The 22216-nt window shown below is 70.7% G+C and carries 21 protein-coding genes; all 21 read right to left on the reverse strand.

Going from position 1 to position 22216, the window contains the following annotated elements; all coding sequences use genetic code 11:
• Window positions 1-16 precede the first annotated feature (16 nt).
• Window positions 17-724: a Trp biosynthesis-associated membrane protein gene (locus DCE93_RS08040; RefSeq protein ID WP_108595430.1), complete on the reverse strand. Its 708-nt coding sequence runs from the start codon at window positions 722-724 to the stop codon at window positions 17-19.
• A complete protein-coding gene (locus DCE93_RS08045; RefSeq protein ID WP_108595431.1) occupies window positions 721-2247 on the reverse strand; it encodes an anthranilate synthase component I in 1527 nt (508 codons plus the stop codon). Before DCE93_RS08045 ends, DCE93_RS08040 begins: the two co-directional genes overlap by 4 nt.
• Window positions 2248-2263: 16 nt before the next feature.
• Complete coding sequence (gene hisI / locus DCE93_RS08050; protein ID WP_108595432.1) at window positions 2264-2638, reverse strand: phosphoribosyl-AMP cyclohydrolase; 375 nt, start codon at window positions 2636-2638, stop codon at window positions 2264-2266.
• The gene (gene hisF, locus DCE93_RS08055) at window positions 2635-3396 is read right to left on the reverse strand and encodes an imidazole glycerol phosphate synthase subunit HisF (RefSeq protein ID WP_108595433.1); all 762 of its coding nucleotides are present in this window, start codon (window positions 3394-3396) and stop codon (window positions 2635-2637) included. Before hisF ends, hisI begins: the two co-directional genes overlap by 4 nt.
• A 7-nt stretch (window positions 3397-3403) precedes the next feature.
• On the reverse strand, window positions 3404-4243 hold the full coding sequence (gene hisG / locus DCE93_RS08060) for an ATP phosphoribosyltransferase (protein ID WP_108595434.1): 840 nt from the start codon (window positions 4241-4243) through the stop codon (window positions 3404-3406).
• Window positions 4244-4287: 44 nt separating this feature from the next.
• Window positions 4288-4551 carry a phosphoribosyl-ATP diphosphatase gene (locus DCE93_RS08065; RefSeq protein ID WP_108595435.1) on the reverse strand — a complete coding sequence of 88 codons (264 nt, stop codon included), beginning with the start codon at window positions 4549-4551 and terminating at the stop codon, window positions 4288-4290.
• Window positions 4548-5243, reverse strand: coding sequence for a ribulose-phosphate 3-epimerase (rpe, locus tag DCE93_RS08070; protein ID WP_108595436.1), 696 nt, complete (start codon window positions 5241-5243; stop codon window positions 4548-4550). The genes DCE93_RS08065 and rpe overlap by 4 nt, the downstream gene beginning before the upstream one ends.
• 9 nt (window positions 5244-5252) lie before the next feature.
• Window positions 5253-6767 (reverse strand): RsmB/NOP family class I SAM-dependent RNA methyltransferase, encoded by a 1515-nt coding sequence (locus DCE93_RS08075; RefSeq protein WP_108596660.1) that lies wholly within the window; start codon window positions 6765-6767, stop codon window positions 5253-5255.
• A complete protein-coding gene (gene fmt / locus DCE93_RS08080) occupies window positions 6764-7699 on the reverse strand; it encodes a methionyl-tRNA formyltransferase (RefSeq protein ID WP_108595437.1) in 936 nt (311 codons plus the stop codon). The genes DCE93_RS08075 and fmt overlap by 4 nt, the downstream gene beginning before the upstream one ends.
• 27 nt (window positions 7700-7726) lie before the next feature.
• Complete coding sequence (locus DCE93_RS08085) at window positions 7727-9685, reverse strand: primosomal protein N' family DNA-binding protein (RefSeq protein WP_108595438.1); 1959 nt, start codon at window positions 9683-9685, stop codon at window positions 7727-7729.
• 1 nt (window position 9686) lies between these two features.
• Window positions 9687-10880 (reverse strand): methionine adenosyltransferase, encoded by a 1194-nt coding sequence (gene metK / locus DCE93_RS08090; RefSeq protein WP_108595439.1) that lies wholly within the window; start codon window positions 10878-10880, stop codon window positions 9687-9689.
• Window positions 10877-12154: a bifunctional phosphopantothenoylcysteine decarboxylase/phosphopantothenate--cysteine ligase CoaBC gene (coaBC, locus tag DCE93_RS08095; RefSeq protein ID WP_108595440.1), complete on the reverse strand. Its 1278-nt coding sequence runs from the start codon at window positions 12152-12154 to the stop codon at window positions 10877-10879. The genes metK and coaBC overlap by 4 nt, the downstream gene beginning before the upstream one ends.
• A 13-nt stretch (window positions 12155-12167) precedes the next feature.
• Window positions 12168-12425, reverse strand: a complete 258-nt coding sequence (gene rpoZ / locus DCE93_RS08100) for a DNA-directed RNA polymerase subunit omega (RefSeq protein ID WP_022891987.1) — start codon at window positions 12423-12425, stop codon at window positions 12168-12170.
• A gap of 63 nt (window positions 12426-12488) precedes the next feature.
• The gene (gene gmk / locus DCE93_RS08105) at window positions 12489-13391 is read right to left on the reverse strand and encodes a guanylate kinase (protein ID WP_108596661.1); all 903 of its coding nucleotides are present in this window, start codon (window positions 13389-13391) and stop codon (window positions 12489-12491) included.
• 46 nt (window positions 13392-13437) lie between these two features.
• On the reverse strand, window positions 13438-14316 hold the full coding sequence (gene pyrF, locus DCE93_RS08110; RefSeq protein WP_108595441.1) for an orotidine-5'-phosphate decarboxylase: 879 nt from the start codon (window positions 14314-14316) through the stop codon (window positions 13438-13440).
• Window positions 14313-17600 carry a carbamoyl-phosphate synthase large subunit gene (carB, locus tag DCE93_RS08115; protein ID WP_108595442.1) on the reverse strand — a complete coding sequence of 1096 codons (3288 nt, stop codon included), beginning with the start codon at window positions 17598-17600 and terminating at the stop codon, window positions 14313-14315. Before carB ends, pyrF begins: the two co-directional genes overlap by 4 nt.
• Entirely contained in the window at window positions 17600-18778 is a 1179-nt protein-coding gene (carA, locus tag DCE93_RS08120) for a glutamine-hydrolyzing carbamoyl-phosphate synthase small subunit (protein ID WP_205647410.1), read from the reverse strand. The genes carB and carA overlap by 1 nt, the downstream gene beginning before the upstream one ends.
• A complete protein-coding gene (locus DCE93_RS08125) occupies window positions 18771-19313 on the reverse strand; it encodes a PH-like domain-containing protein (RefSeq protein WP_108595443.1) in 543 nt (180 codons plus the stop codon). The genes carA and DCE93_RS08125 overlap by 8 nt, the downstream gene beginning before the upstream one ends.
• 4 nt (window positions 19314-19317) lie before the next feature.
• Window positions 19318-20661 carry a dihydroorotase gene (locus tag DCE93_RS08130; protein ID WP_108595444.1) on the reverse strand — a complete coding sequence of 448 codons (1344 nt, stop codon included), beginning with the start codon at window positions 20659-20661 and terminating at the stop codon, window positions 19318-19320.
• Window positions 20661-21611 (reverse strand): aspartate carbamoyltransferase catalytic subunit, encoded by a 951-nt coding sequence (locus DCE93_RS08135; protein ID WP_108595445.1) that lies wholly within the window; start codon window positions 21609-21611, stop codon window positions 20661-20663. Before DCE93_RS08135 ends, DCE93_RS08130 begins: the two co-directional genes overlap by 1 nt.
• Complete coding sequence (gene pyrR / locus DCE93_RS08140) at window positions 21611-22156, reverse strand: bifunctional pyr operon transcriptional regulator/uracil phosphoribosyltransferase PyrR (RefSeq protein WP_108595446.1); 546 nt, start codon at window positions 22154-22156, stop codon at window positions 21611-21613. Before pyrR ends, DCE93_RS08135 begins: the two co-directional genes overlap by 1 nt.
• Window positions 22157-22216: the final 60 nt, after the last annotated feature.

The raw sequence follows: 22216 nt of genomic DNA on the forward strand, positions 1-22216 counted from the left end.
GTTTCCGTCGGCCAGTCTAGCGGTTCGCGCCGCTCGGGCTCTCGTCGGCCGTCGGCTCGCCGTCATCGTCTGCCGGGCCGGTCGCGCCCGGGGTCGACCGGGCATCGTCGGTCGGATCGTCGCCGCGGCTCAGGCCGTCCCAGTCGTCGATCGCGCGATCCGAGGCCGGGCGCTCGGCGTCGGCCGCGGGCCGATCAGTCGCCGACAGGCGGGCACTGCTGTATCGGCGCGACGAGGCCGGCCACCGGCTGCCGGTCACGAGCACGACGAGGCCGCCGAGCACGAGGATCACCCCGCCGACGAGTGCCAGCGTCGGCCAGAACGTCGCAGCGACCGAGGCCACGAGCTCGGCGGTCGGTGCGGCACCGGCGACGCCGGTGGCCTCGGTGACCGCGGCGGAGACGGCGGAGACGGGATCGGCCAGTGTCAGACCCGCCGCGAGCAGCACGCACCCGCCGAGCACGATCTCGAGCATTCCGAGCACGATGCGGATGCCGGGGCCGGCGATCGCGATGGCGGGTGCGACCGCAAGTCCTGCGAGCCCGAGCGCCGCGAGCGCCGGGGAGGCGACGCCGCCGGCGACCGCAATGGCCTCACCGGCACCCACGGCGGTGCTCGCCTCGATCACCAGCTCGAACCAGGTCTGGCTCCAGGAGAGCAGCACGAACCCCGCGCCGATGATCGTCGCGACGATCGACGGCAGTTTCATGCGCGCCGCACTCATGAGTCCACCCTGCGCATGGCGTTCGCGACGGCGACGGCGCGGAGCGGCGCGGCGGCCTTGTTGCGCGACTCCTGGTACTCGGATTCCGGGTCGGAGTCGGCCACGAGTCCGCCGCCCGCCTGGACTCGGGCGACGCCGCCCGAGATCGTCGCGGTGCGGATCGCGATCGCGAGATCGGCATCCCCGCCGAACCCGAAGTACCCGACCACTCCGCCGTACAAGCCCCGCTGCGCGGGCTCGAGCTCGTCGATGATCTCGAGCGCCCGCGGTTTCGGCGCACCCGACAGGGTGCCGGCAGGGAACGTGGCACGGAACACGTCGATCGCCTTCGCCCCGGGCAGCAGATCGCCCTCGACCGAGGAGACGAGGTGCATGATGTGGCTGAACCGTTCGACCCGCATGAACTCGGTCACTTCGACCGAACCCGCGGTGCAGACCTTCGCGAGGTCGTTCCGTGCGAGGTCGACGAGCATGAGGTGCTCCGCCTGCTCCTTGGGGTCGGCGATGAGTTCGGACTCGAAGTCGGCATCCGCTTCAGGCGTTGCGCCCCGGGGCTTCGAGCCGGCGATCGGATGCGTGAAGACGCGGCCGTGCTGCACCTTCACGAGCGCCTCGGGCGACGAGCCGACGATCCAGTACGGCTCCCCCGCGGTGTCCTCCAGGTGCAGGAAGTACATGTACGGGCTGGGGTTCAGGCTGCGGAGCACTCGGTACACGTCGATGGGATGCGCGGTCGCCTCCTGTTCGAAGCGCTGCGAGATGACCACCTGGAAGACGTCGCCGTCGCGGATGTACTCCTTCGACCGCTCCACGGCCGCGAGGAAGTCGGCCTTCCGGGTGCGGTGCACCGGCTCGGCGGCGCGACCCAGGTCGATCTCGGCCAACCACGCCTCCGACGGTTGGGCGAGTCCGTGCTGCAGGCGGTCGAGACGGCTCTGCGCATCTGCCCAGAGGGCGTCTGCCGCCTCGCCGCAATCGTTCAGCACCGAGGCGATGAGCTGGACCGTGCCGGTGTGATGGTCGATCACGACCAGCTCGGAGACGAATGCGAACGCCTGGCCGGGAAGCGAGAACTCGGACGGCGGACGGTTCGGCAGCCGCTCGATCTGACGGATCGCCTCCCAGCCGATGAATCCGACGAGGCCGCCCCTGAGGGGCGGCGCCCCCGGCACGTCTTCGGTGCGCCAGCGTTCGAAGAGGGCCTCGAGGGCGGCCAGCGGCGGAAGATCCGCGGCATCGCCGAGTGCGCGTTCGGCGCTCAGCCCGTAGTCCTGCCACTTCACCCGGTCGTCGGCCTCGGTGATCACGCCGTACGAGGAGACGCCGACGAAGGAGTAGCGCGACCAGATGCCTCCCTGCTCCGCGGACTCGAGCAGGAACGTGCCCGGGCGGTCGCCGGCGAGCTTGCGGTAGATGCCGACCGGAGTCTCGCCGTCGGCGAAGAGCTCGCGCACGACGGGCACGACCCGGCGCCCCGCGAGCAGGGCGGCGAAGTCGTCGAAGGTGGTCGTGGCGTCGGCCAACGTATGCTCCTCGTCGTCAGGCTGCGGGCGGGAATCCGGCGGTCACGGCGATGGGATCGCCGTCGAAGCAGGTACGGGTACCGGAGTGACAGGCCGCGCCGACCTGCTCGACCTTCACCAGCAGGGTGTCGGCGTCGCAGTCGAGGGCGGCCGAGCGCACGTACTGCACATGCCCGGAGGTGTCGCCCTTGCGCCAATACTCCTGGCGCGACCGCGACCAGAAGGTCACCCGGCCCTCGGTGAGGGTGCGTCGCAGCGCTTCGCGGTCCATCCAGCCGAGCATCAGCATCTCACCGGTGTCCCACTGCTGGATGACGGCGGGCAGCAGCCCGTCGTCGTTGAAGACGGCGCGCTCGAGCGCTTCTTCGGCCGTCGATCCGGCGATGCTCATCGCACGATCCTCCCGTCGGCCGCCAGGGCGGCCTTCACTTCGCCGATGGTCAGCTCGCCGTTGTGGAAGACGGATGCCGCGAGCACCGCATCAGCGCCGGCAGCGATCGCGGGCGGGAAGTCGGCGACAGCTCCCGCTCCACCCGAGGCGATGACCGGCACCGTCGACAGTTCGTGCATGAGCGCGGTGAGCTCGAGGTCGAATCCGGCCTTCGTGCCGTCGGCGTCGATCGAGTTGACGAGCAGCTCCCCTGCGCCGAGCTCGATCGCCCGTCGCGCCCAGTCGAGCGCGTCGAGCTCGGTCTCGGTGCGCCCGCCGTGGGTCGTCACGACGAAGCCCGACGGCGTGCGCTCGGAGCGCTTCACGTCGAGCGAGAGCACGAGCACCTGGGCGCCGAAGCGATCGGCGATCTCGGCGATGAGCGGAGGGCGCGCGATCGCGGCGCTGTTGACGCCGATCTTGTCGGCACCATGCCCCTGCAGCCGCGCGACATCGTCGACCGAGCGGATGCCGCCGCCCACCGTGAGCGGAATGAAGACCTGTTCAGCGACCCGCTGCACCATGTCGTAGGTCGTCGATCGGTCGTCGACGGTGGCGGTGACGTCGAGGAAGGTGAGCTCGTCGGCTCCCTGCTCGGCGTAGCGGGCCGCGAGCTCGACGGGGTCGCCGGCATCCCGCAGGTTCTGGAAGTTGACGCCCTTCACGACGCGGCCCGCGGCCACGTCGAGACACGGGATCACGCGGACGGCGAGTGACATGCGAGCCTCACAACCGTGCCGCGTGGATGGCGCTCACGAGGATCGCCCGTGCGCCGAGTTCGTACAGCTCGTCCATGACGTGGTTCATGTCGACCCGCGGGATCATCACCCGCACGGCGACCCACTCGGGGTCGTGCAGCGGCGAGACGGTCGGGGATTCGAAGCCCGGGGCCGCGGCCGTGGCGCGTTCGAGGTACTCGACCGGCACGTCGTAGTCGAGCAGCACGTACTGGCGCGCGACGAGCACGCCCTGCAGGCGCCGCAGGAGTGTCGCGGCACCGGGCTTGTCGACGCCGGAACCGATGAGCACGGCCTCGGAGTCGAGGATGACCGGACCGAAGATCTCGAGGCCGGCCTTGCGGAGCGTCGAACCCGTCGAGACGACGTCGGCGACCGCGTCGGCGACCCCGAGGCGCACGGCCGACTCGACCGCGCCGTCGAGCTTCACGAGCTTGGCGGTGACGCCGTGACCGGCGAGGAACGCCCCCACGAGGCCCGGGTAGCTCGTGGCCACGCGGACGCCCTCGAGGTCGGCCAGTTCGGTGAACCCGCCCGCCGGCCCGGCGAAGCGGAACGTCGAGTCGCCGAATCCGAGCGGCGCGATCTCTGCGGCATCCGAGCCAGAATCGAGCAGGAGGTCGCGCCCTGTGATGCCGACGTCGAGGGCCCCTGAGCCGACGTACGTCGCGATGTCACGCGGGCGGAGGTAGAAGAACTCGACCCCGTTGCGGGGATCGGCGGTGTGCAGGTCGCGCGGGTCTCGGCGACCGGTGTACCCGGCCTCCCACAGCATCTGCGCGGCGGTCTCGGCGAGCGAGCCCTTGTTGGGCACGGCGATTCGGAGCATTTCCTGACTTTCGTGTCGACGGTTCTGATCGGGCATGAGCGGGATCAGAGATGTCGGTACACGTCGGCGGGCGAAAGCCCCTTGGCCAGCATGAGCACCTGCAGGTGGTAGAGCAGCTGCGAGATCTCTTCAGCGGTCTCGTCATCGCTCTGGTACTCGGCCGCCATCCACACCTCGGCCGCCTCCTCGACGATCTTCTTGCCGATGGCGTGCACGCCGGCGTCGAGCTCACGCACCGTGCCGGAACCCTCGGGGCGGGTTCGGGCTTTGTCGGCGAGCTCGACGAAGAGGTCGTCGAAAGTCTTCACCCGTTCAGACTACCGGTGCCTGAACGCGGCCGATGCGTGTGCGCCGATGCGGCGTCACGAAGCGATGCGATGCGCTCGGCCGGCACCTCGGCGCCGAAGACCGCGGAGCCCGCCACGAAGGTGTTCGCACCGGCCTCGGCGGCGATGCCGATCGTGTCGAGCGAGATGCCGCCGTCGACCTGCAGCCACACGTCGAGGCCGGTCGCTTCGACGGCGGAGCGCAACCGCTGCAGCTTCGGCATCGTCTCGGGCATGAACGACTGCCCGCCGAAGCCGGGTTCGACCGTCATCACGAGCACCTGGTCGAACTCGGGCAACAGCTCGAGGTAGGGCTCGACGTCGGTGCCGGGCTTCAGCGCGATGCCGGCGCGTGCACCGATCTCGCGGAGCCTGCGCGCGAGCGCCACCGGGTCCGCGGCGGCTTCGGCGTGGAACGTCACCGAGAAGGCGCCCGTCTCTGCGTAGCCGGGTGCCCAGCGATCGGGGTCGTCGATCATGAGGTGCACGTCGAGCGGGATCGCGCTCACCTCTTGGAGTCGTTCGACCATCTGCAGTCCGAAGGTCAGGTTCGGCACGAAGTGGTTGTCCATGACGTCGACGTGCACGAGGTCTGCGCTCGCGATTCGATCGAGCTCGCGCTCGAGGTTCGCGAAGTCGGCAGCGAGGATGCTCGGGTTGATCCGCGTCGTCATGCTGCCACCCTATCGAGCGGCACCGGCGGCTGAGGCACCGCCCTGCCGCTTGCGCACGAGCGCGATGAACATCGCGTCGGTGCCGTGCCGGTGCGGCCACAGCTGCACGGTCTCGGGTGCGCCGGCGAGATCGAGCGGGTGCTGCGACAGCCCCTCGACGACGAGGCGCGTGTCGAGTTGCTCGGCGATCGAGCCTGCGCGCCGCAGCGCAGCAGCGAGGACGCCGTGCGTCTCGGCCGTGTGGGGCGAGCACGTGACGTAGGCGAGGATGCCGCCGGGGGCGAGCGCGGCGAAGGCGCTGTCGAACAGCTCGCCTTGCAGCTTCGTCAGCTCCGCGACATCCGCGGGGGCCTTGCGCCACCTGGCCTCGGGGCGACGACGGAGCGCGCCGAGCCCCGTGCATGGTGCGTCGAGGAGGATGCGGTCGAACCCGTCGGGCGCTCCGAGCACGTCGAGATCGAGATCGCGTCCGTCGCCGACGTGCACGTCGACGTCGAGAGGCACCCCGGCGATCGCACTGCGCACCAGTTCGGCGCGAACCGGCACGGTCTCATTCGCCGACAGCCGAGCACCGCCCGCCAGCGCCTCGGCGGCGAGCACCGCGGTCTTTCCGCCGGGCCCCGCGCAGAGGTCGAGCCACCGCTCGCCCGATCGCACCGGCACCGCACGGCTGAGCGCCAGGGCCGCGAGCTGCGACCCCTCGTCTTGCACCCGGATGCGCCCCCCGGATGCCTCGGCGGCGGCGATCGGGTCGCCCGCGACCGCTCCGATCGGCGAGAACCGGTCGGGCTCGAAGCCGTCGATGCCGGTCGTGTCGACGCCGAGGCCGGGCAGCACCGCGAGGTTCACGCGCGGCGAGGCGTTGTCGGCGTGGAGCAGCGCCTCGAGCTCGTCGCCGCGGCCCTCGTGCTCGAGGGCGGTGCGCAGCGCGCGCACGATCCACTCGGGATGACTGGTCACGGCCGCGAGCCGGGCGTCCTCTCCGGACGTGCCCTCGGCGACGAGTTCGCGCCACTCCTCGGGCGAGGTGCGGGAGATCGTGCGGAGTACCGCGTTCGCGAAGCCCGCCGCCTTCGGGGCGACCCGGCGCGCGAGCTCGACCTGCTCGTTCACGGCGGCGTGCGTCGCCACCCTGGTCGCGAGCAGCTGGTGCGCGCCGAGCCGCAGCACATCGAGCACCGCCGGGTCGATCGCCTCGGCAGGCCGATTCGCGGCAAGCTCGATGACACGGTCGTAGAAGCCCTGCATGCGCAGCGTGCCGTAGGTCAGCTCGGTCGCGAAGGCCGCATCGGCACGGCTCAGTCCGGCACGACGGATGCGGGTCGGCAGCAGCAGGTTGGCATAGGCCTCATCGGCGCGAACGGCCTCGAGCACGTCGACGGCGACGAGCCGGGCGGGCGAGATGTGCGTCGACGCGGCGCGGGAGCTGCTGCCGGGCCGGCTTCCGTTTCCGTTTTCCTTTCCGTTTCCGCCTCGAGCACCGCCCGCGTTGCCGCGGCCACCGCTCGTCGTACCGCCGTTCATCGTGCCACCGCCGCGCTGCGCGCTGCGCCGCGCCACCAGTCGCCGGCATCCATCGCGGGTTTGCCGGCCGGCTGCACGCGCCGCAGTTCGAGCGGCCTCGTGCCCGTGCCGACGAACAGGCGGCGATCGGCCAGCACCATCTCGCCGGGCGCGAGCGTCGGAGCATCCGCGATGCCGCTGGCATCGTCGAGGCCCAGCACCTTCAGCCGCTGTTCATCGACCGTCGTCCACGCGCCGGGCTCGGGCGTGACGCCTCGGAACCGCGCGTGCACCTCGGTCGCGGGGCGCGACCAGTCGAGGCGCGCATCGTCGATCGTGAGCTTCGCGGCGAGACTCGGTTCACCCGTCTGAGGGTGCGCGTGCGCCGTGCCGTCGGCGATACCGTCGACGACGCCGGCGAGCAACTCGGCACCGGAGACGGCGAGCTCGTCGAGCAGCTCGCCGGCCGTCTCATCGCCGCGGAGGGGGTGCGGCCGGGTCGCGAAGACCTCGCCCGCGTCGAGTTCGGGGACGAGCTGGAAGACGGATGCGCCGGCGACGCGGTCACCGGCGATGAGCGAGTGCTGCACGGGGGCCGCTCCGCGCCAGGCCGGCAGCAAGGAGAAGTGCAGATTGATCCAGCCGTGCACCGGCGTGGAGAGGAGTGGTTCGCGCACGAGGCCGCCATACGCCACGATGACGCCGAGATCGGGGGCGAGGGCGGCCACGCGCTCGGTGACGTCGGCGTCCAGACGATTCGCCTCGATGACGGGCACCTGCAGGCGCGCCGCGGCCCGGGCGACCGGCGACGGAGTCAGCACGCGCTTGCGTCCGAGCGGCGCCGGCAGACGCGTGACGACGCCGACGAGTTCATGGTCGGTCGCCGAGAGACGTTCGAGCGACGGGACGGCGACGGCAGGAGTGCCGGCGAAGACGATGCGGAGCTTCTGCACACTCCATTGTCGCCGACCGGGCGACGCCTACGGCACGTCGGGGTCGTCGAAGCGCACGCGCAGCACCGACGGGCGCTTCGGCGGCCGGCCGGTGACCGGCCGCCGGCGCTCGGTCGACACCGTGATCATCTCGGCACGGAGCGCCCGCGCGACCGCGGCGCCGGCCGAGTAGTCGAACCGCACGATCGCGCGCTCGAGTCCTTCATCGGCGGGCACGGGCCCGAGGGCGTCGACACCGTCGGCTGCGGCCTGCGCCGCGGTCAGGGCCCGCGCGACGAGCGCCGGTGCCGCCGTCACGCTCGCGACGCGAACAGCCGGCGGGAAGCGGAGCGCACGTCGGCTCGCGAGTTCGCCGCTCGCCCATTCCGCTTGCCGCCACGAGGTCAGCGCGTTCGCGAGCGCGCCGGCCACGCCCACGAGGTAGACCGGCGAGCCCGGCGAGGCGAGCGCCGCGGCGTTCGACCACCAGCGCAGGCAGTCTTCTGCGACGCGAAGGGACTCGCGCAGGAGCATCCGCTCGCCGTCGAGAAGGAGCACGGCCCGGTAGCCGCCGTCGGCGATCGGCTCGGCACCGCGCGTCGCCACCACGAGCGCGGGCTCGCCGCCGACCCGGAGCACCGGCCGCTCGCCGTCGGAGAGGATGACCCTTGCAGCCGGGAACGCCCGCCCGAGCTCTTCGGCGGTGCGACTGGCCCCCACCGTCGCCGCGCGCAGCTTCGTGCCCTCGCAGACCGGGCACTTCCACGTGCTCGCACTCGTGCCGCAGAGCACGCAGCGCGGGTCTCCCCCGCTGCGCGGCACGACCAGCGCACCGCCGCACGCGGCGCATCGCGCCGGCTCGCGGCATCGGTCGCACGTGAGCAGCGGCGCATGCCCCGGGCGTGCCACCTGCACGAGCACCGGCCCTTCGCGGATCGCCTGTTGTGCCGCACGCCACGCACTCGACGGGATGCGCGCCGAGCCCGGCTCGGGTGCGGCCTGGTGCTCGGTCGGGATGACGCGCGGCTTCACCTGCTTGACGGCCGGCACGTCGTGCACCCAGCCGATCTCGACGAGTCGCTCGACCTCGACGCTCCGGGTGTGGCCGAGGAAGACGAGCGCAGCCCCCGATTGCTCCTGCCGGATCAGCGCGGCATCGCGCGGATGCACGCCCGGCGCGAGCTGTTCGTTCTGCAGCCCATCGCCGTCGTCCCACATCGCGATGAGGCCGAGCCGCGCCGCCGGGGCGTAGACGGTCGACCGGTTTCCGATGATGACCCGGGCATCGGAACCGGTGGCGTCGAGGAACGCCCGGAACCGCTCGCCGCCAGTCTGGCGCGCGTCGGTGCGCAGGACTCGACGCGGGTCGAGCAGATCGGCGAGGGCCGCCTGAAGCTGCTCCTGGTCGCGGTAGTCGGGCACGATGATGAGGCTCGACCGGTCGGCCGCGAGCGTGTGCGCCGCCGCCGCCGCAAGGATCGCCGCCCAGGCGCCGACCCACTCGCCGGAGCCGAGCCGCACGGGTCGGGGGTCGGCGGCGAGAGACATCCGCTCGCCTGCGTCGATGCCCGCCTCGAAACGACCGCTCTCGTACCCCGGGATCGGAGCCGCCCGCGCCGGCAGCTCCCCGGCGTCTGGCTCGGCCGCCCGCCACGCCCGCTCGGCACGCACATAGCGGCTCGGGATTGCGACACGCAGGATGTCACCGGCGTTTCCGGCCGCACGGTCGGCCGCGGCACGCGCGAGTGCCCACACCTCGGGCATCAGCAGGGGCACCTCGGAGACGACGTCTTCGAGCTCGCTCAGCCGCCCCTCGTACTCGCTCGTTCCGACGAGTTCGACGAGCCAGCCGTTCGCGATGCGCCCGCCCGATCGCAGCGGCACCCGCACCCGCACTCCCGCGCGGGCCGCCTCACGGAACCGCTCGGGCACCGCGTAGTCGAAGAGCTGGTCGAGCTGCGGCAGCGGCGAGTCGACGAGCACTCGGGCGACCGAGCCGCCGGCCACGTCAGATCCTGGCAGCGGTGCGGAGGTCGTCGACGCGGTCGAGGCGCTCCCAGGTGAAGTCGGGCAGCTCGCGGCCGAAGTGGCCGTAGCTCGCGGTCTGCGCGTAGATCGGCCGAAGCAGGTCGAGGTCGCGGATGATCGCGGCCGGTCGCAGGTCGAACACCTCGCGGATGGCCGCGATGATCTGCTCGTCGGGCAGCGCGCCGGTGCCGAAAGTCTCGACGTAGAGGCCCACCGGTGCGGCCTTGCCGATGGCGTACGCCACCTGCAGCTCGAGCCGGTCGGCGAGTCCTGCGGCGACCGCGTTCTTGGCGACCCAGCGCATCGCGTACGCCGCCGAGCGATCGACCTTTGATGGGTCTTTGCCGCTGAAGGCGCCGCCGCCGTGCCGGCTCGCGCCGCCGTAGGTGTCGATGATGATCTTGCGCCCGGTGAGCCCGGCGTCGCCCTGCGGGCCGCCGATCTCGAAGCGGCCGGTCGGGTTGATGAGCACGTCGAGGTCGGGCCGCGCAAGTTCGACGGTGTCGAGCACCGGCCTGATCACGAGCTCATCGACTTCGGCGCGAAGCTGCTCGGTCGAAACGGCGAGCGTGTGCTGCGTCGAGAGCACGACCGTCTCGACCGTCTGCGGCACCTGCCCGTCGTAGCCGATCGTGACCTGGGTCTTGCCGTCGGGGCGCAGGTAGTCGAGCTCGCCGTTCTTGCGCACGGCGGCGAGCCGCTCGGCGAGTCGGTGGGCGAGCCAGATCGGCACGGGCATGAGTTCGGGCGTCTCGCGCGTGGCGTAGCCGAACATGATGCCCTGATCACCGGCGCCCTGCTGGTCGAGCGCGTCTTCGCTCGCGCGCTCACGGGACTCGAACGCGTGGTCGACGCCCTGGGCGATGTCGGGCGACTGGCCACCTATCGACACCGACACTCCGCACGATCGCCCGTCGAACCACGCGTCGGAGGAGTCGTAGCCGATCGAGGTGACACGTTCGCGCACGATCGCGGGGATCTCGACGTATCCGCTCGTCGTGACCTCGCCCGCGACGTGCACGAGACCGGTGGTCACGAGCGTCTCGACGGCCACGCGGCTCGTGGGGTCTTCGCGAAGGAGGGCATCGAGGATCGAATCCGAGATCTGGTCGCAGAGCTTGTCGGGGTGTCCCTCGGTGACGGACTCGGAGGTGAAGAGGCGGAGTGCGCTCATGCGGGATCTGTTTCCTTCGTGCTCGTCGCGGTCGATGCCGCAGTCGTCGCTTCCGAGACAACCACGTCGAGGATCGCATGCGCCACCGACAGCTTCGTTCCGTGTGCTCGTGTGACGATGGTGCCGTCGTCGCCGATGACGACGACCTCGTTCTCGTCGCTCGCGAAACCCTCGTTCCAGCCGACCCGGTTGACGACGAGGAGGTCGGCGCCCTTCGCCTCGCGCTTGGCGCGGCCGAGCGCGAGGAGGCGCGCGTCGTCGGACTCGGTCTCGGCCGCGAAGCCGACGAGCACGGTGCCGGCATGCGGCGCATGGCCGAGCCCGGCGAGGATGTCGGGGTTTCGCACGAGTTCGAGGGTCAGGCCGTCGTCGCTCTGGTCTTTCTTGATCTTCGACTCGCTGACGCTCGCGGGGCGGTAGTCGGCGACCGCCGCAGCCATCACGACGACATCGGCGCCGGGCGCGACCTCGGCCACGGCATGCTGCAGTTCGAGCGCGGTCGAGACGCGGCGGATGTCGCAGCCCTCGGGTTCGTCGACCTCGAGGTTCGCCGCGATGAGCGTGACCTGCGCACCTCGTGCCTGCGCGGCCTCGGCGATGGCGATGCCCTGCTTGCCGCTCGATCGGTTGCCGAGGAACCGCACGGGATCGAGCGGCTCTCGTGTGCCGCCCGCGCTCACGACGACGCGGCGCCCCTCGAGATCGCGACGATTCGCGGATGCACCGGACGCGTCGGTCTCGACGGCAGCACGTTCGAGTGCCGCCCGCACGATCACGTCGGGCTCCTCCATGCGGCCGGCGCCGCTGTCGGACCCGGTGAGCTGGCCGACGGCGGGGCCGACGATCGTGACGCCGCGAGCGCGGAGCGTGGCGATGTTCGCCTGGGTCGCCGGGTGTCGCCACATCTCGGTGTGCATGGCGGGCGCGATGACGACCGGCGCTTCGCTTGCGAGCACCGTGTTGCCGAGCAGGTCGTCGGCGAGGCCGACGGCGAGCTTCGCGATCGAGTTCGCGGTCGCCGGCGCGATGACGATGAGGTCGGCAGCCTGCCCGATCGCGACGTGCCGCACCTCGGCGACGCCCTCGTACAGTTCGGTGTGCACCGGATTGCGCGAGATCGCCTCGAGGGTCGGCCGCCCGACGAAGCGCAGCGCGCCTTCGGTCGGCACGACGTGAACGTCATGCCCCGCGAGCACGAGCGCCCGAACGACGCCGACGGCCTTGTACGCGGCGATGCCGCCGGTGATGCCGACGACGACGTTGAGCCGAGTCATCCGGCCCTCCGGATCACTCGGCGATCGGGCGGAGCCGGAGCTTGTCTTCGTTGATCTCGTGCAGTGCGACCGAGAGCGGCTTGTCGTCGATCGAGGAGTCCACGAGCGGGCCGACGTTGTCGAAGAGGCTTCCCTCGTGCAGGTCGGCGTAGTAGTCGTTGATCTGGCGCGCACGCTTGGACGCGAAGATGACCAGCTGGTACTTCGAGTCGACCTTCGAGAGCAGGTCGTCGATGGGCGGATCGATGATGCCGGACAGCTTCTCAGCCATGGAATGACTCCTTGATCGTGGTGTGCGCACCCGCAGTGCGCGGAAAGTCGTGGCGAGGGCAGCTCAACGCCGACCCTTGCGAGATCTCATCAAGTCTACGACCTCTTGCGCGGCTTCGGCGACGTCGTGGTTGACGACCTGGTGATCGAACTCGTCGACGGCCGCCAATTCGACCTTCGCGGTCTCGAGTCGGCGCTGCTGTTCGGCCGGGCTCTCGGTGCCCCGGCCGACGAGCCGACGCACGAGTTCGTCCCAGCTCGGCGGCAGCAGGAAGACGAGGGTGGCCTCCGGTGCGGCGCGGCGAACCGAGCGTGCGCCCTGGATGTCGATCTCGAGCAGCACGCTGTTGCCGGCGGCGATCGCCTCTTCGACCGCCTTGCGCGGGGTGCCGTACCGCGAGGCGTTGTGCACGGTCGCCCACTCGAGGAGCTCACCGGCCTCGATCAGGCGGTCGAACTCCGCGTCGTCGACGAAGAAGTAGCTCTCACCCTCGACCTCACCGGGGCGCGGCTGGCGCGTCGTGGCCGACACCGACAGCCGTACATCGGGGTGATGGCGTCGGATGTACTCGGCGACGGTGCCCTTGCCCACCGCCGTGGGCCCGGCGAGCACGACGAGTCGATCGCCGGTGCCGCCATGGGAGGCGACCCAGTCGGCGACGAACTCGCGGAGCCGGCGTCGCTGCAACCGCCCGAGCCCGCCGAGGCGCTTCGACGGCGAGATCTCGAGCTCCTGCATGATGCGCGCGGTCTTGGTCTGCCCGATCGCGGGGATGGACGTCAGGAACTCGGTCACCCGCAAGCGCCCCTCGACGCCCTCGGGAGATTCGAACGCCGCGCGGAGCACGTCGAGCGGGCTCCGCGATCCGGCCGCGATCGCGGACTTGACGGTCGCTCGAGCACGGCGCGCGGCCACCGCGGCACGGGACGCCGCGACGCGGTCGACCTCTGGCGGAGACGATCGCACGGCGTCGGCGGCGGGGTCGGCGGGGTTGCCGGTGGACGTCTCGTGTTCAGACACTCGCGGCACCGACCTCGTTGACCCGGCGGCGGATGGCTTCGGCGAGACCGTCGGGACCCGCACCGAGGATCGATCGCGACTCGCTGACGATGACGCCGCCTGCGAGCGATCCGTAGATCGCACGAAGGTCGGAGAGCTCCGCCCCCTGATGACCGAAGCCGGGCGCGAGCACCGGCAGACCGGGCTTCGGCGGCTCGGCATCGAGATCGATGCCCGAGGTTCGGAGGTCGACCGTCGCGCCGAGCACCACGCCGACCGAGCCGAGCGGCCGGCTCGCGGCATCCGCTCGCCCCTGGTTCCAGCCGATGACGCCCGCGGTGATGGCCTGCGCCACGGTGTTTCCGGCACGGCTCGACTGCTGCAGCACCGCGCGCTGAATGGCGGCGGCCTCGGGGTTCGAGGTCGCGGCCAGCACGAACACGCCCTTGCCGGCCGAGTCGGCGGCGGTCAGCACGCCGTCGATCGATCCGAGCCCCTGATACGCGCTGATCGTCATGGCATCGGACTCGAGACCCGAGCCGGGACGCAGCCACGCCTGCCCGTACGCCTCGACGCTCGTGCCGATGTCGCCGCGCTTCACGTCGGCGATCACCAGCAGGCCGGCGTCGCGCGCCTCGGCCAGCACGCGTTCGAGCGCCACGTAGCCCGCTGCGCCGTGTCGTTCGAAGAACGCCACCTGCGGCTTCACGATGCCCGCGCGACCCGCGACGGCATCGACCGTGCGGAGGCCGAACTCACGCACGCCCTCGGCCGAGTCGGGCAGCCCCCACTGGTCGAGCAGCGACGCGTGCGGGTCGATGCCGACGCACAGCTTGCCGTACGCGGCGAAGATGGCGTCGAGCCGCTCGCCGAACGGTGTGGCGTCGCTCATGCGTTCGCCTCCCGCCTGAGCTGGTACTCCTGCAGGCTCGTGACCTCGAATCCCTCGCGCTGTACGTCGAGTGACGCCACGGCCGCCGAGAGCTCGGCGATGGTCGTGAAGAGCGGGATGTCGGCGGCCACGGCCGCGGCACGGATCTCGTACCCGTCGGCGCGCGACGAACGCCCGCTGGGGGTGTTCACCACGACATCGACCTCACCGCGGTGGATGAGCTCGACGACCGACGCGGCATCCTCGCTCGTCTTGTCGCTGAACTTCAGCACCACCTGCGCACGGATGCCGTTGCGCCGCAGCACCTCGGCGGTGCCCTCGGTCGCTGCGATGTCGTAGCCGAGCTGCTGCAGACGGAGCACGGGGAGGATGATCGACCGCTTGTCGCGATCGGAGACCGAGACGAAGACGGTTCCCGACGTCGGCATGCCGCCGTACGCGGCGAGCTGGCTCTTCGCGAACGCCGTCGGGAAGTCCTTGTCGATGCCCATGACCTCGCCGGTCGAACGCATCTCGGGGCCGAGCACCGAGTCGACCATGATGCCCTCGCGGGTGCGGAAGCGGTGGAACGGCAGCACGGCCTCTTTCACGGCGATCGGTGCGTCGAGCGGCACTCGCGACCCGTCGGACGCGGGAAGCATGCCCTCGGCGATGAGTTCGGCGACGGTCGCACCGACCATGATGCGCGAGGCGGCCTTCGCGAGCGGGATGCCCAGGGCCTTCGAGACGAAGGGCACGGTGCGGCTCGCGCGCGGGTTGGCTTCGAGCACGTAGAGCACGCCGGCGCCGATCGCGAACTGCACGTTCAACAGGCCGCGAACGCCGATGCCCTCGGCGATGGCGCGCGTCGCCACGCGCACCCGGTCGACCTCGGCGCGGCCGAGCGTCACGGGCGGCAGGGTGCAGCTCGAGTCGCCGGAGTGGATGCCGGCCTCCTCGATGTGCTCCATGACGCCGCCGATGTACAGGTCGGTGCCGTCGTATAGGGCGTCGACGTCGATCTCGATCGCGTCGTCGAGGAACCGGTCGACGAGCAGCGGATGCGTCGGCCCGACGATGCCTTGGCCCTCGATACGCGCGAAGTAGTCGGCGAGCGACGGCGAGTCGTAGACGATCTCCATGCCGCGCCCGCCGAGCACGTAGCTCGGACGCACGAGCACGGGGTAGCCGATGCCCTCTGCGACGTGCACCGCGCCGGCGAGATCGATGGCGGTGCCGTTCTTCGGCGCGAGCAGGCCCGCCGCGTCGAGGATGCCGGAGAAGAGCCCGCGCTCCTCGGCGAGGTCGATCGCCTCGGGGCTCGTGCCGAGGATCGGGATGCCTGCGGCCTCGAGTCCCTTGGCGAGTCCGAGGGCGGTCTGGCCGCCGAGCTGCACGACGACGCCGACGAGCTCGCCCGACTGCGACTCGGCGTGGATGACCTCGAGCACGTCTTCGAGGGTGAGCGGCTCGAAGTAGAGCCGGTCGCTCGTGTCGTAGTCGGTCGAGACCGTCTCGGGGTTGCAGTTGATCATGATCGTCTCGAACCCGGCGGCCGACAGCGCGAAGGAGGCGTGCACGCACGAGTAGTCGAACTCGACGCCCTGGCCGATGCGGTTCGGGCCCGAGCCGAGGATGACGACCTTGCTGCGGTCGCTGGGCTCGACCTCGGTCTCGACGTCGTAGCTCGAGTAGTGGTACGGCGTGAGCGCCGGGAACTCGCCGGCGCACGTGTCGACCGTCTTGTAGACCGGGCGGATGCCGAGGATGTGGCGAACCTCGCGGGCGTCGGCCTCGCCGAAGCCGCGGAGCTGGCCGATCTGAGCGTCGGAGAAGCCGTGGTCCTTCGCGAGCAGCAGGAGCTCGGTGTCGAGGTTCTCGGCCGAGGCGATGGTCTCGGCGACCTCGTTGATGAGCACGATCTGGTCGAGGAACCACGGGTCGATCTTCGTCGCCTCGAAGAGCTGCTCGAGGCTGGCACCCTTGCGGAGCGCCTGCTGCACGAGCACGATGCGGCCGTCGGTGGGAATTCGGGATGCCTCGACGAGCTCCTCGGCGGTGCGCTTCTCGTCTCCCCAGTGGAACGAGGAGCCGCGCTTCTCGAGCGAGCGGAGCGCCTTCTGCAGCGCGGTCGCATAGTTGCGGCCGATCGCCATCGCCTCGCCGACCGACTTCATGGTGGTGGTGAGGGTGGGGTCGGCGGCCGGGAACTTCTCGAACGCGAACCGGGGCACCTTGACGACGACGTAGTCGAGGGTCGGCTCGAACGACGCCGGGGTCACCCGCGTGATGTCGTTCGGGATCTCGTCGAGGCGGTAGCCGATGGCGAGCTTCGCGGCGATCTTCGCGATCGGGAAGCCGGTGGCCTTCGAGGCGAGCGCGCTCGAGCGGGAGACACGCGGGTTCATCTCGATGACGATGACGCGGCCGTCGGCCGGGTCGATCGCGAACTGGATGTTGCAGCCGCCGGTGTCGACGCCGACGGCGCGGATGATGTCGATGCCGATGTCACGCAGGTGCTGGAATTCACGGTCGGTCAGCGTGAGCGCGGGTGCCACGGTGATCGAGTCACCGGTGTGCACGCCGACGGGGTCGACGTTCTCGATCGAGCAGACGACGACCGTGTTGTCGGCGGTGTCGCGCATGAGTTCGAGCTCGTACTCCTTCCAGCCGAGGATCGACTCCTCGAGGAGCACCTCGGTCGTCGGCGAGTCGTGCAGGCCCTGCGTGACGATGCGCACGAGCTCGTCCTCGGTGTACGCGAAGCCCGAGCCGAGTCCGCCCATCGTGAACGACGGGCGCACCACGAGCGGGTAGCCGAGGTCGAGCGCGAACTCCTTCGCCTGCTCGAGCGTCTTCGCGACGTGCGATCGGGCGACGCCAGCGCCCGCCTCGATCACGAGGTCCTTGAAGAGCTGGCGGTCTTCGCCCTTGCGGATCGCGTCGACCTTCGCGCCGATGAGCTCGACGCCGTGCTTCTCGAGGATGCCGGCGTCGTGCAGGGCGATCGCCGCGTTCAGCGCCGTCTGGCCGCCGAGCGTCGGGAGCACCGCGTCGGGCTTCTCCTTGACGATGATCGACTCGATGATCTCGGGCGTGATCGGCTCGATGTACGTCGCGTCGGCGAAGTCGGGGTCGGTCATGATCGTCGCGGGGTTCGGGTTCACGAGGATGACCCGCACGCCCTCGGCCCGCAGCACGCGGCACGCCTGGGTGCCCGAGTAGTCGAACTCGGCGGCCTGCCCGATGACGATCGGGCCGGATCCGATGACGAGAACGCTGTTGATGTCGTCGCGCTTGGGCATTACTCGTTGCTTCCTTCGGTCGCTGAGTTCGTCGAGGTGTTCGCGATCACCATGTCGCGGAATCGATCGAAGAGGTAGTTCGCGTCGTGCGGGCCGGCCGCGGACTCGGGGTGGTACTGCACGCTGAACGCCGGGATGTCGAGGCAGTTCAATCCCTCGACGACGTTGTCGTTGAGGTCGTAGTGGCTCACCTCGACGCGGCCGAAGCCCTCGCTCGATTCGCTCACCCGGTCGATCGGGGCGTCGACGGCGAATCCGTGGTTGTGCGCGGTGATCTCGACGCGCCCGGTGGCCTTGTCGAGCACCGGCTGGTTGATGCCGCGATGCCCGAAGGGCAGCTTGTAGGTGCCGAAGCCGAGGGCGCGTCCGAGCAGCTGGTTGCCGAAGCAGATGCCGAAGTACGGCAGCCCTTCGCGCAGCGTCGTGCGCAGCAGCTCGACATGCCGGTCGGATGCCGCGGGGTCGCCCGGCCCGTTGGAGAAGAACAGTGCGTCGGGAGCCAGCGCGAGCACCTCTTCGGCCGTGACCGACTGCGGCACGACATGCACGTCGAAGCCGCGTTCGGCGAGGTACTTCAGGGTCGACGTCTTCACGCCGAGGTCGAGCACCGCGACCGAGCCCACGCGGTCGCCATCGGCCGGCAGCGTGTAGGCCTCGGCCGTCGAGACCGCCCCCGACAGGTTCGCCCCGGCCATGGCCACAGCGCTCTGCACGAGGTCGAGCTGTTCGCCGGGGGTCAGCAGCGCGTCGTCGCCCGAGAAGATGCCGGCTCGCATGGCGCCCGCCGAACGGAGGTGACGGGTGAGGGCGCGCGTGTCGATGCCGCTGATGCCGATGACGCCCGCGGCCTCGAGGTCGTCGTCGAGGCTCCGCTGCGAGCGGAAGTTCGAGACGACGCGGGAGGGGTCGCGCACGATGAATCCGGCGACCCAGATGCGGGCGGACTCCATGTCTTCGTCGTTCATGCCGGTGTTGCCGATGTGCGGCGCGGTCATCATGACGATCTGGCCCGCGTACGACGGATCGGTCAGGGTCTCCTGGTAGCCGGTCATGCCGGTGGCGAAGACCGCTTCGCCGAGGGTGCGACCACGCGCGCCGTAGGCGCGCCCGTCGTAGCGGCGTCCGTCTTCGAGGACGAGCACGGCGGTGTCGTTCGTGCCGATGGGGGTCTCAGTCATTCGAGGCCTCACTCTCCTGCTCTGGCCGCGGCGCGGGTGGCGCCGCGGCGATGTCGTTGACGGCCTGGACGATCCGGGCCGAGTCGCCCGGATACCGGGCGCGCACGTAACTGTCGACGCGGGCGCGGGCCTGATCGGCAGCACCCCGCTCATCGGCGATCCAGGTGAGGGCGATGAGGCCCTCGGGCTCGACGCCGCGGTCGATGGCGTAGCTCGCGAGCTCGGCGCCGACGAGTCGATCGACCGGGATGAAGGTCGTGGACTCCCCCGCGATGCGCAGCACGACGCCTTCGGGAAGCACCTCGATGCGGGCGGAGCCGCGGAACGCGAGCCCGCTCACGGCGAGGCGCTCGAGGGGCTCGCCCATCGGCGTGGTCGCCACGTAGAGCACTTCGGTCTCGAGGGTCGGCGCATCGTGATCGGTGGGCAGCGGATACGAGCCGAGTGACTCGTCGCGCACCGTGCGTCGCTTCCACGAGCGGTACATCAGCCAGCCGGCGATCGCGACGATCACGACGGCGACGACGATCCCCATCCACTTATCCATGCTGGACCCCCCAGGCGGACTCCGCGTTCCGGGCGACCTCTTCGCGCGGTCGCACCGCACCGTCGAGGAAGGTCGGGTAGCCGCCGTGGAAGGTCGCAACCACGCGGCCCGGCAGCAGACGACCGAGATACGGCGAATTCGTGCTGCGTCCGGCGAGCCGGTCGAGGTCGAACTCGGATGCCGCGGCGGGGTCGTACAGCGTCAGCTCGGGTGCCGCACCGGCGGTGATCGACTCGCCGTGACCGCGGAGGCGGCCGATGCGCGCCGGCGCGGACGACATCACCCGCGCGACATCCGCCCAGCCCATGAGCCCCGTCTCGACGACGGCGGCGTGCACGACCGCCAGGGCGGATTCGAGACCGACCATGCCGTTGGCGGCGGCCTGCCACTCGCTCTCCTTCGCCTCGACCGGGTGCGGCGCGTGGTCGGTGGCGACGATGTCGATCGTGCCGTCGGCGAGAGCGGCGCGGAGCGCCTCGACGTCTTCAGCACGGCGGAGCGGGGGGTTCACCTTGAATCGCGGGTCGTAGCCGGCGATGAGCTCTTCGGTGAGGAGCAGGTGGTGCGGGGTCACCTCGGCGGTCACGTCGATGCCCCGGGCCTTCGCCCAGCGGATGACCTCGACCGACCCGGCCGTCGAGACGTGGCAGACATGCAGCCGCGAGCCGACGTGCTCGGCGAGCAGCACGTCGCGCGCGATGATCGATTCCTCGGCGACGGCCGGCCAGCCGGTGAGGCCGAGCTCTCCGGAAAGCGCACCCTCGTTCATCTGGGCGCCCTCGGTGAGGCGCGGCTCCTGCGCGTGCTGGGCGATGACCCCGTCGAAGGCCTTGACGTACTCGAGGGCCCGCCGCATGAGCAGCGGGTCGGAGACGCAGAATCCGTCGTCGGAGAAGACCCGCACGTTCGCACGGGAGCGCGCCATCGCACCGAGTTCGGCGAGCTGCTGTCCGGCGAGGCCCACCGTCACCGCCCCGATCGGCTGCACGGTCGCGTAGCCTGCGGCACGGCCGAGGCTCGCCTCCTGCTCGACGACGCCGGCCGTGTCGGCGACCGGGAAGGTGTTCGCCATCGCGAACACGGCCGTGAAGCCGCCCGCGGCGGCGGCCTGCGTGCCGGTCAGCACGGTCTCGCTCTGTTCGTAGCCGGGCTCTCGCAGGTGCGTGTGCAGGTCGACGAGGCCGGGAAGGGCGATGAGCCCGTCGGCGTCGACGACCGTCGCGCCCGCGGCATCCGCGATGCGGCCGACCTCGGCGATGATGCCCCCGTCGAGCAGCACGTCGGCGCGCTCGCCACCGGGCAGGGTGGCGCCGGTGATCAGGAAACGTCGGTTCATCAGGCCTCCCCCCGTTCGCCGGACAGCAGCATGTAGAGGGCGGCCATTCTCACTGAAACTCCGTTCGCAACCTGCTCTCGCACGGTCGACTGCTGTGAGTCGGCCGCGCGGGCGGCAATCTCGAGCCCGCGGTTCATCGGGCCGGGGTGCATGACCATCGTACCGGGGGGCAGTGCGTCGAACCTGGCGTCGTCGAGCCCCCAGGTTCGCGCATACTCGCGAGTGTTCGGGAAGAACGCCGCGTGCATGCGCTCCGCCTGGATGCGCAGCATCATGACGACGTCGGGAGTGCCGCGCAGTGCGGCGTCGAGGTCGTAGCCGACTCGCGCCGGCCACGAGCTCGTGTCGACGGGAACGAGCGTCGGCGGGGCGACGAGCTCGACCTCGGCGCCGAGGGTCGCGAGCAGCCAGACGTTCGATCGGGCGACCCGGGAGTGCAGCACGTCGCCGACGATCACGACCCGCACGCCGTCGAGCGCTCGCCCTCGCGATGCGCCGCCGTGCAGGCGCCGGCGCATCGTGAACGCATCGAGCAGCGCCTGAGTGGGATGTTCGTGGGTGCCGTCGCCGGCGTTGATGACGCCGGCGTCGATCCATCCGCTCGTCGCGAGCGTGTGCGGCGCCCCCGACGCAGGGTGCCGGATCACGACCCCGTCGGCGCCCATCGCCTGCAGGGTCTGCGCCGTGTCCTTCAGGCTCTCGCCCTTCGAGACGCTCGAGCCCTTCGCGCTGAAGTTGATGACGTCGGCCGAGAGGCGCTTGGCCGCGGCCTCGAACGAGATGCGGGTGCGGGTCGAATCCTCGAAGAAGAGGTTCACGACGGTCTTTCCGCGAAGCGTCGGGAGCTTCTTGACCTCGCGCTCCTGCACGGCCGCCATCTCCTCGGCGATGTCGAGCAGCTCGATGGCCTGATCGCGGTCGAGCTCGCGGGTGCTCAAGAGGTGCCGCATCACTCCTCGCCTTCGTCGATGGTGACGGCGTCGTCGCCGTCGATCTCGACGAGGCGCACATTGATGCGCTCCCGGGCCGAACTGGGCAGGTTCTTGCCGACGAAGTCGGCACGGATCGGGAACTCCCGGTGGCCGCGATCGACGAGCACCGCGAGCCGCACCGCGCGGGCGCGGCCGAGGTCGCTCAACGCGTCGAGCGCGGCGCGGATCGTGCGTCCGGAGTAGAGCACGTCGTCGACGAGCACCACCGTCTTGCCGTCGATGCCGCGCGGGGGCAGATCGGTCGGCTGCGGAGTGCGAGTGCGCGTGCGCGTGAGGTCGTCTCGGTACATCGTGACATCGAGCGCGCCGGCGAGGGCCGGGGCGGCATCGGGTTCGATGCGGGCGATGGTCTCGGCGATGCGACGGGCGAGGATCACGCCCCTGGTCGGGATGCCGAGGATGACGAGATCGGAGCTCCCGCGATTGGATTCGAGGATCTCGTGCGAGATGCGGGTCAGCGCCCGCGAGATGTCAGCTTGACTGAGCACGGCACGTGCCATCAAACGACTCCCTTCTCCGCCTCACAGGACGGCCTTAAAGGTTGTCAACGTCAGGCCAGCTTA

The organism is Agromyces badenianii (assembly GCF_003070885.1).
Classification (GTDB): Bacteria; Actinomycetota; Actinomycetes; order Actinomycetales; family Microbacteriaceae; genus Agromyces; species Agromyces badenianii.

Bases quoted from the DNA above. Each gene is read 5' to 3' on its own strand.
- DCE93_RS08040 (WP_108595430.1), bottom strand. From the start codon at position 724: ATGAGTGCGGCGCGCATGAAACTGCCGTCGATCGTCGCGACGATCATC.
- coaBC (WP_108595440.1), bottom strand. From the start codon at position 12,154: ATGACTCGGCTCAACGTCGTCGTCGGCATCACCGGCGGCATCGCCGCG.
- hisI (WP_108595432.1), bottom strand. From the start codon at position 2,638: ATGAGCATCGCCGGATCGACGGCCGAAGAAGCGCTCGAGCGCGCCGTC.
- hisF (WP_108595433.1), bottom strand. From the start codon at position 3,396: ATGTCACTCGCCGTCCGCGTGATCCCGTGTCTCGACGTGGCCGCGGGC.
- carA (WP_205647410.1), bottom strand. From the start codon at position 18,778: ATGACTGAGACCCCCATCGGCACGAACGACACCGCCGTGCTCGTCCTC.
- hisG (WP_108595434.1), bottom strand. From the start codon at position 4,243: ATGCTCCGAATCGCCGTGCCCAACAAGGGCTCGCTCGCCGAGACCGCC.
- DCE93_RS08135 (WP_108595445.1), bottom strand. From the start codon at position 21,611: ATGCGGCACCTCTTGAGCACCCGCGAGCTCGACCGCGATCAGGCCATC.
- pyrF (WP_108595441.1), bottom strand. From the start codon at position 14,316: ATGAGCGACGCCACACCGTTCGGCGAGCGGCTCGACGCCATCTTCGCC.
- metK (WP_108595439.1), bottom strand. From the start codon at position 10,880: ATGAGCGCACTCCGCCTCTTCACCTCCGAGTCCGTCACCGAGGGACAC.
- carB (WP_108595442.1), bottom strand. From the start codon at position 17,600: ATGCCCAAGCGCGACGACATCAACAGCGTTCTCGTCATCGGATCCGGC.
- rpe (WP_108595436.1), bottom strand. From the start codon at position 5,243: ATGACGACGCGGATCAACCCGAGCATCCTCGCTGCCGACTTCGCGAAC.
- rpoZ (WP_022891987.1), bottom strand. From the start codon at position 12,425: ATGGCTGAGAAGCTGTCCGGCATCATCGATCCGCCCATCGACGACCTG.
- DCE93_RS08075 (WP_108596660.1), bottom strand. From the start codon at position 6,767: ATGAACGGCGGTACGACGAGCGGTGGCCGCGGCAACGCGGGCGGTGCT.
- DCE93_RS08130 (WP_108595444.1), bottom strand. From the start codon at position 20,661: ATGAACCGACGTTTCCTGATCACCGGCGCCACCCTGCCCGGTGGCGAG.
- DCE93_RS08125 (WP_108595443.1), bottom strand. From the start codon at position 19,313: ATGGGGATCGTCGTCGCCGTCGTGATCGTCGCGATCGCCGGCTGGCTG.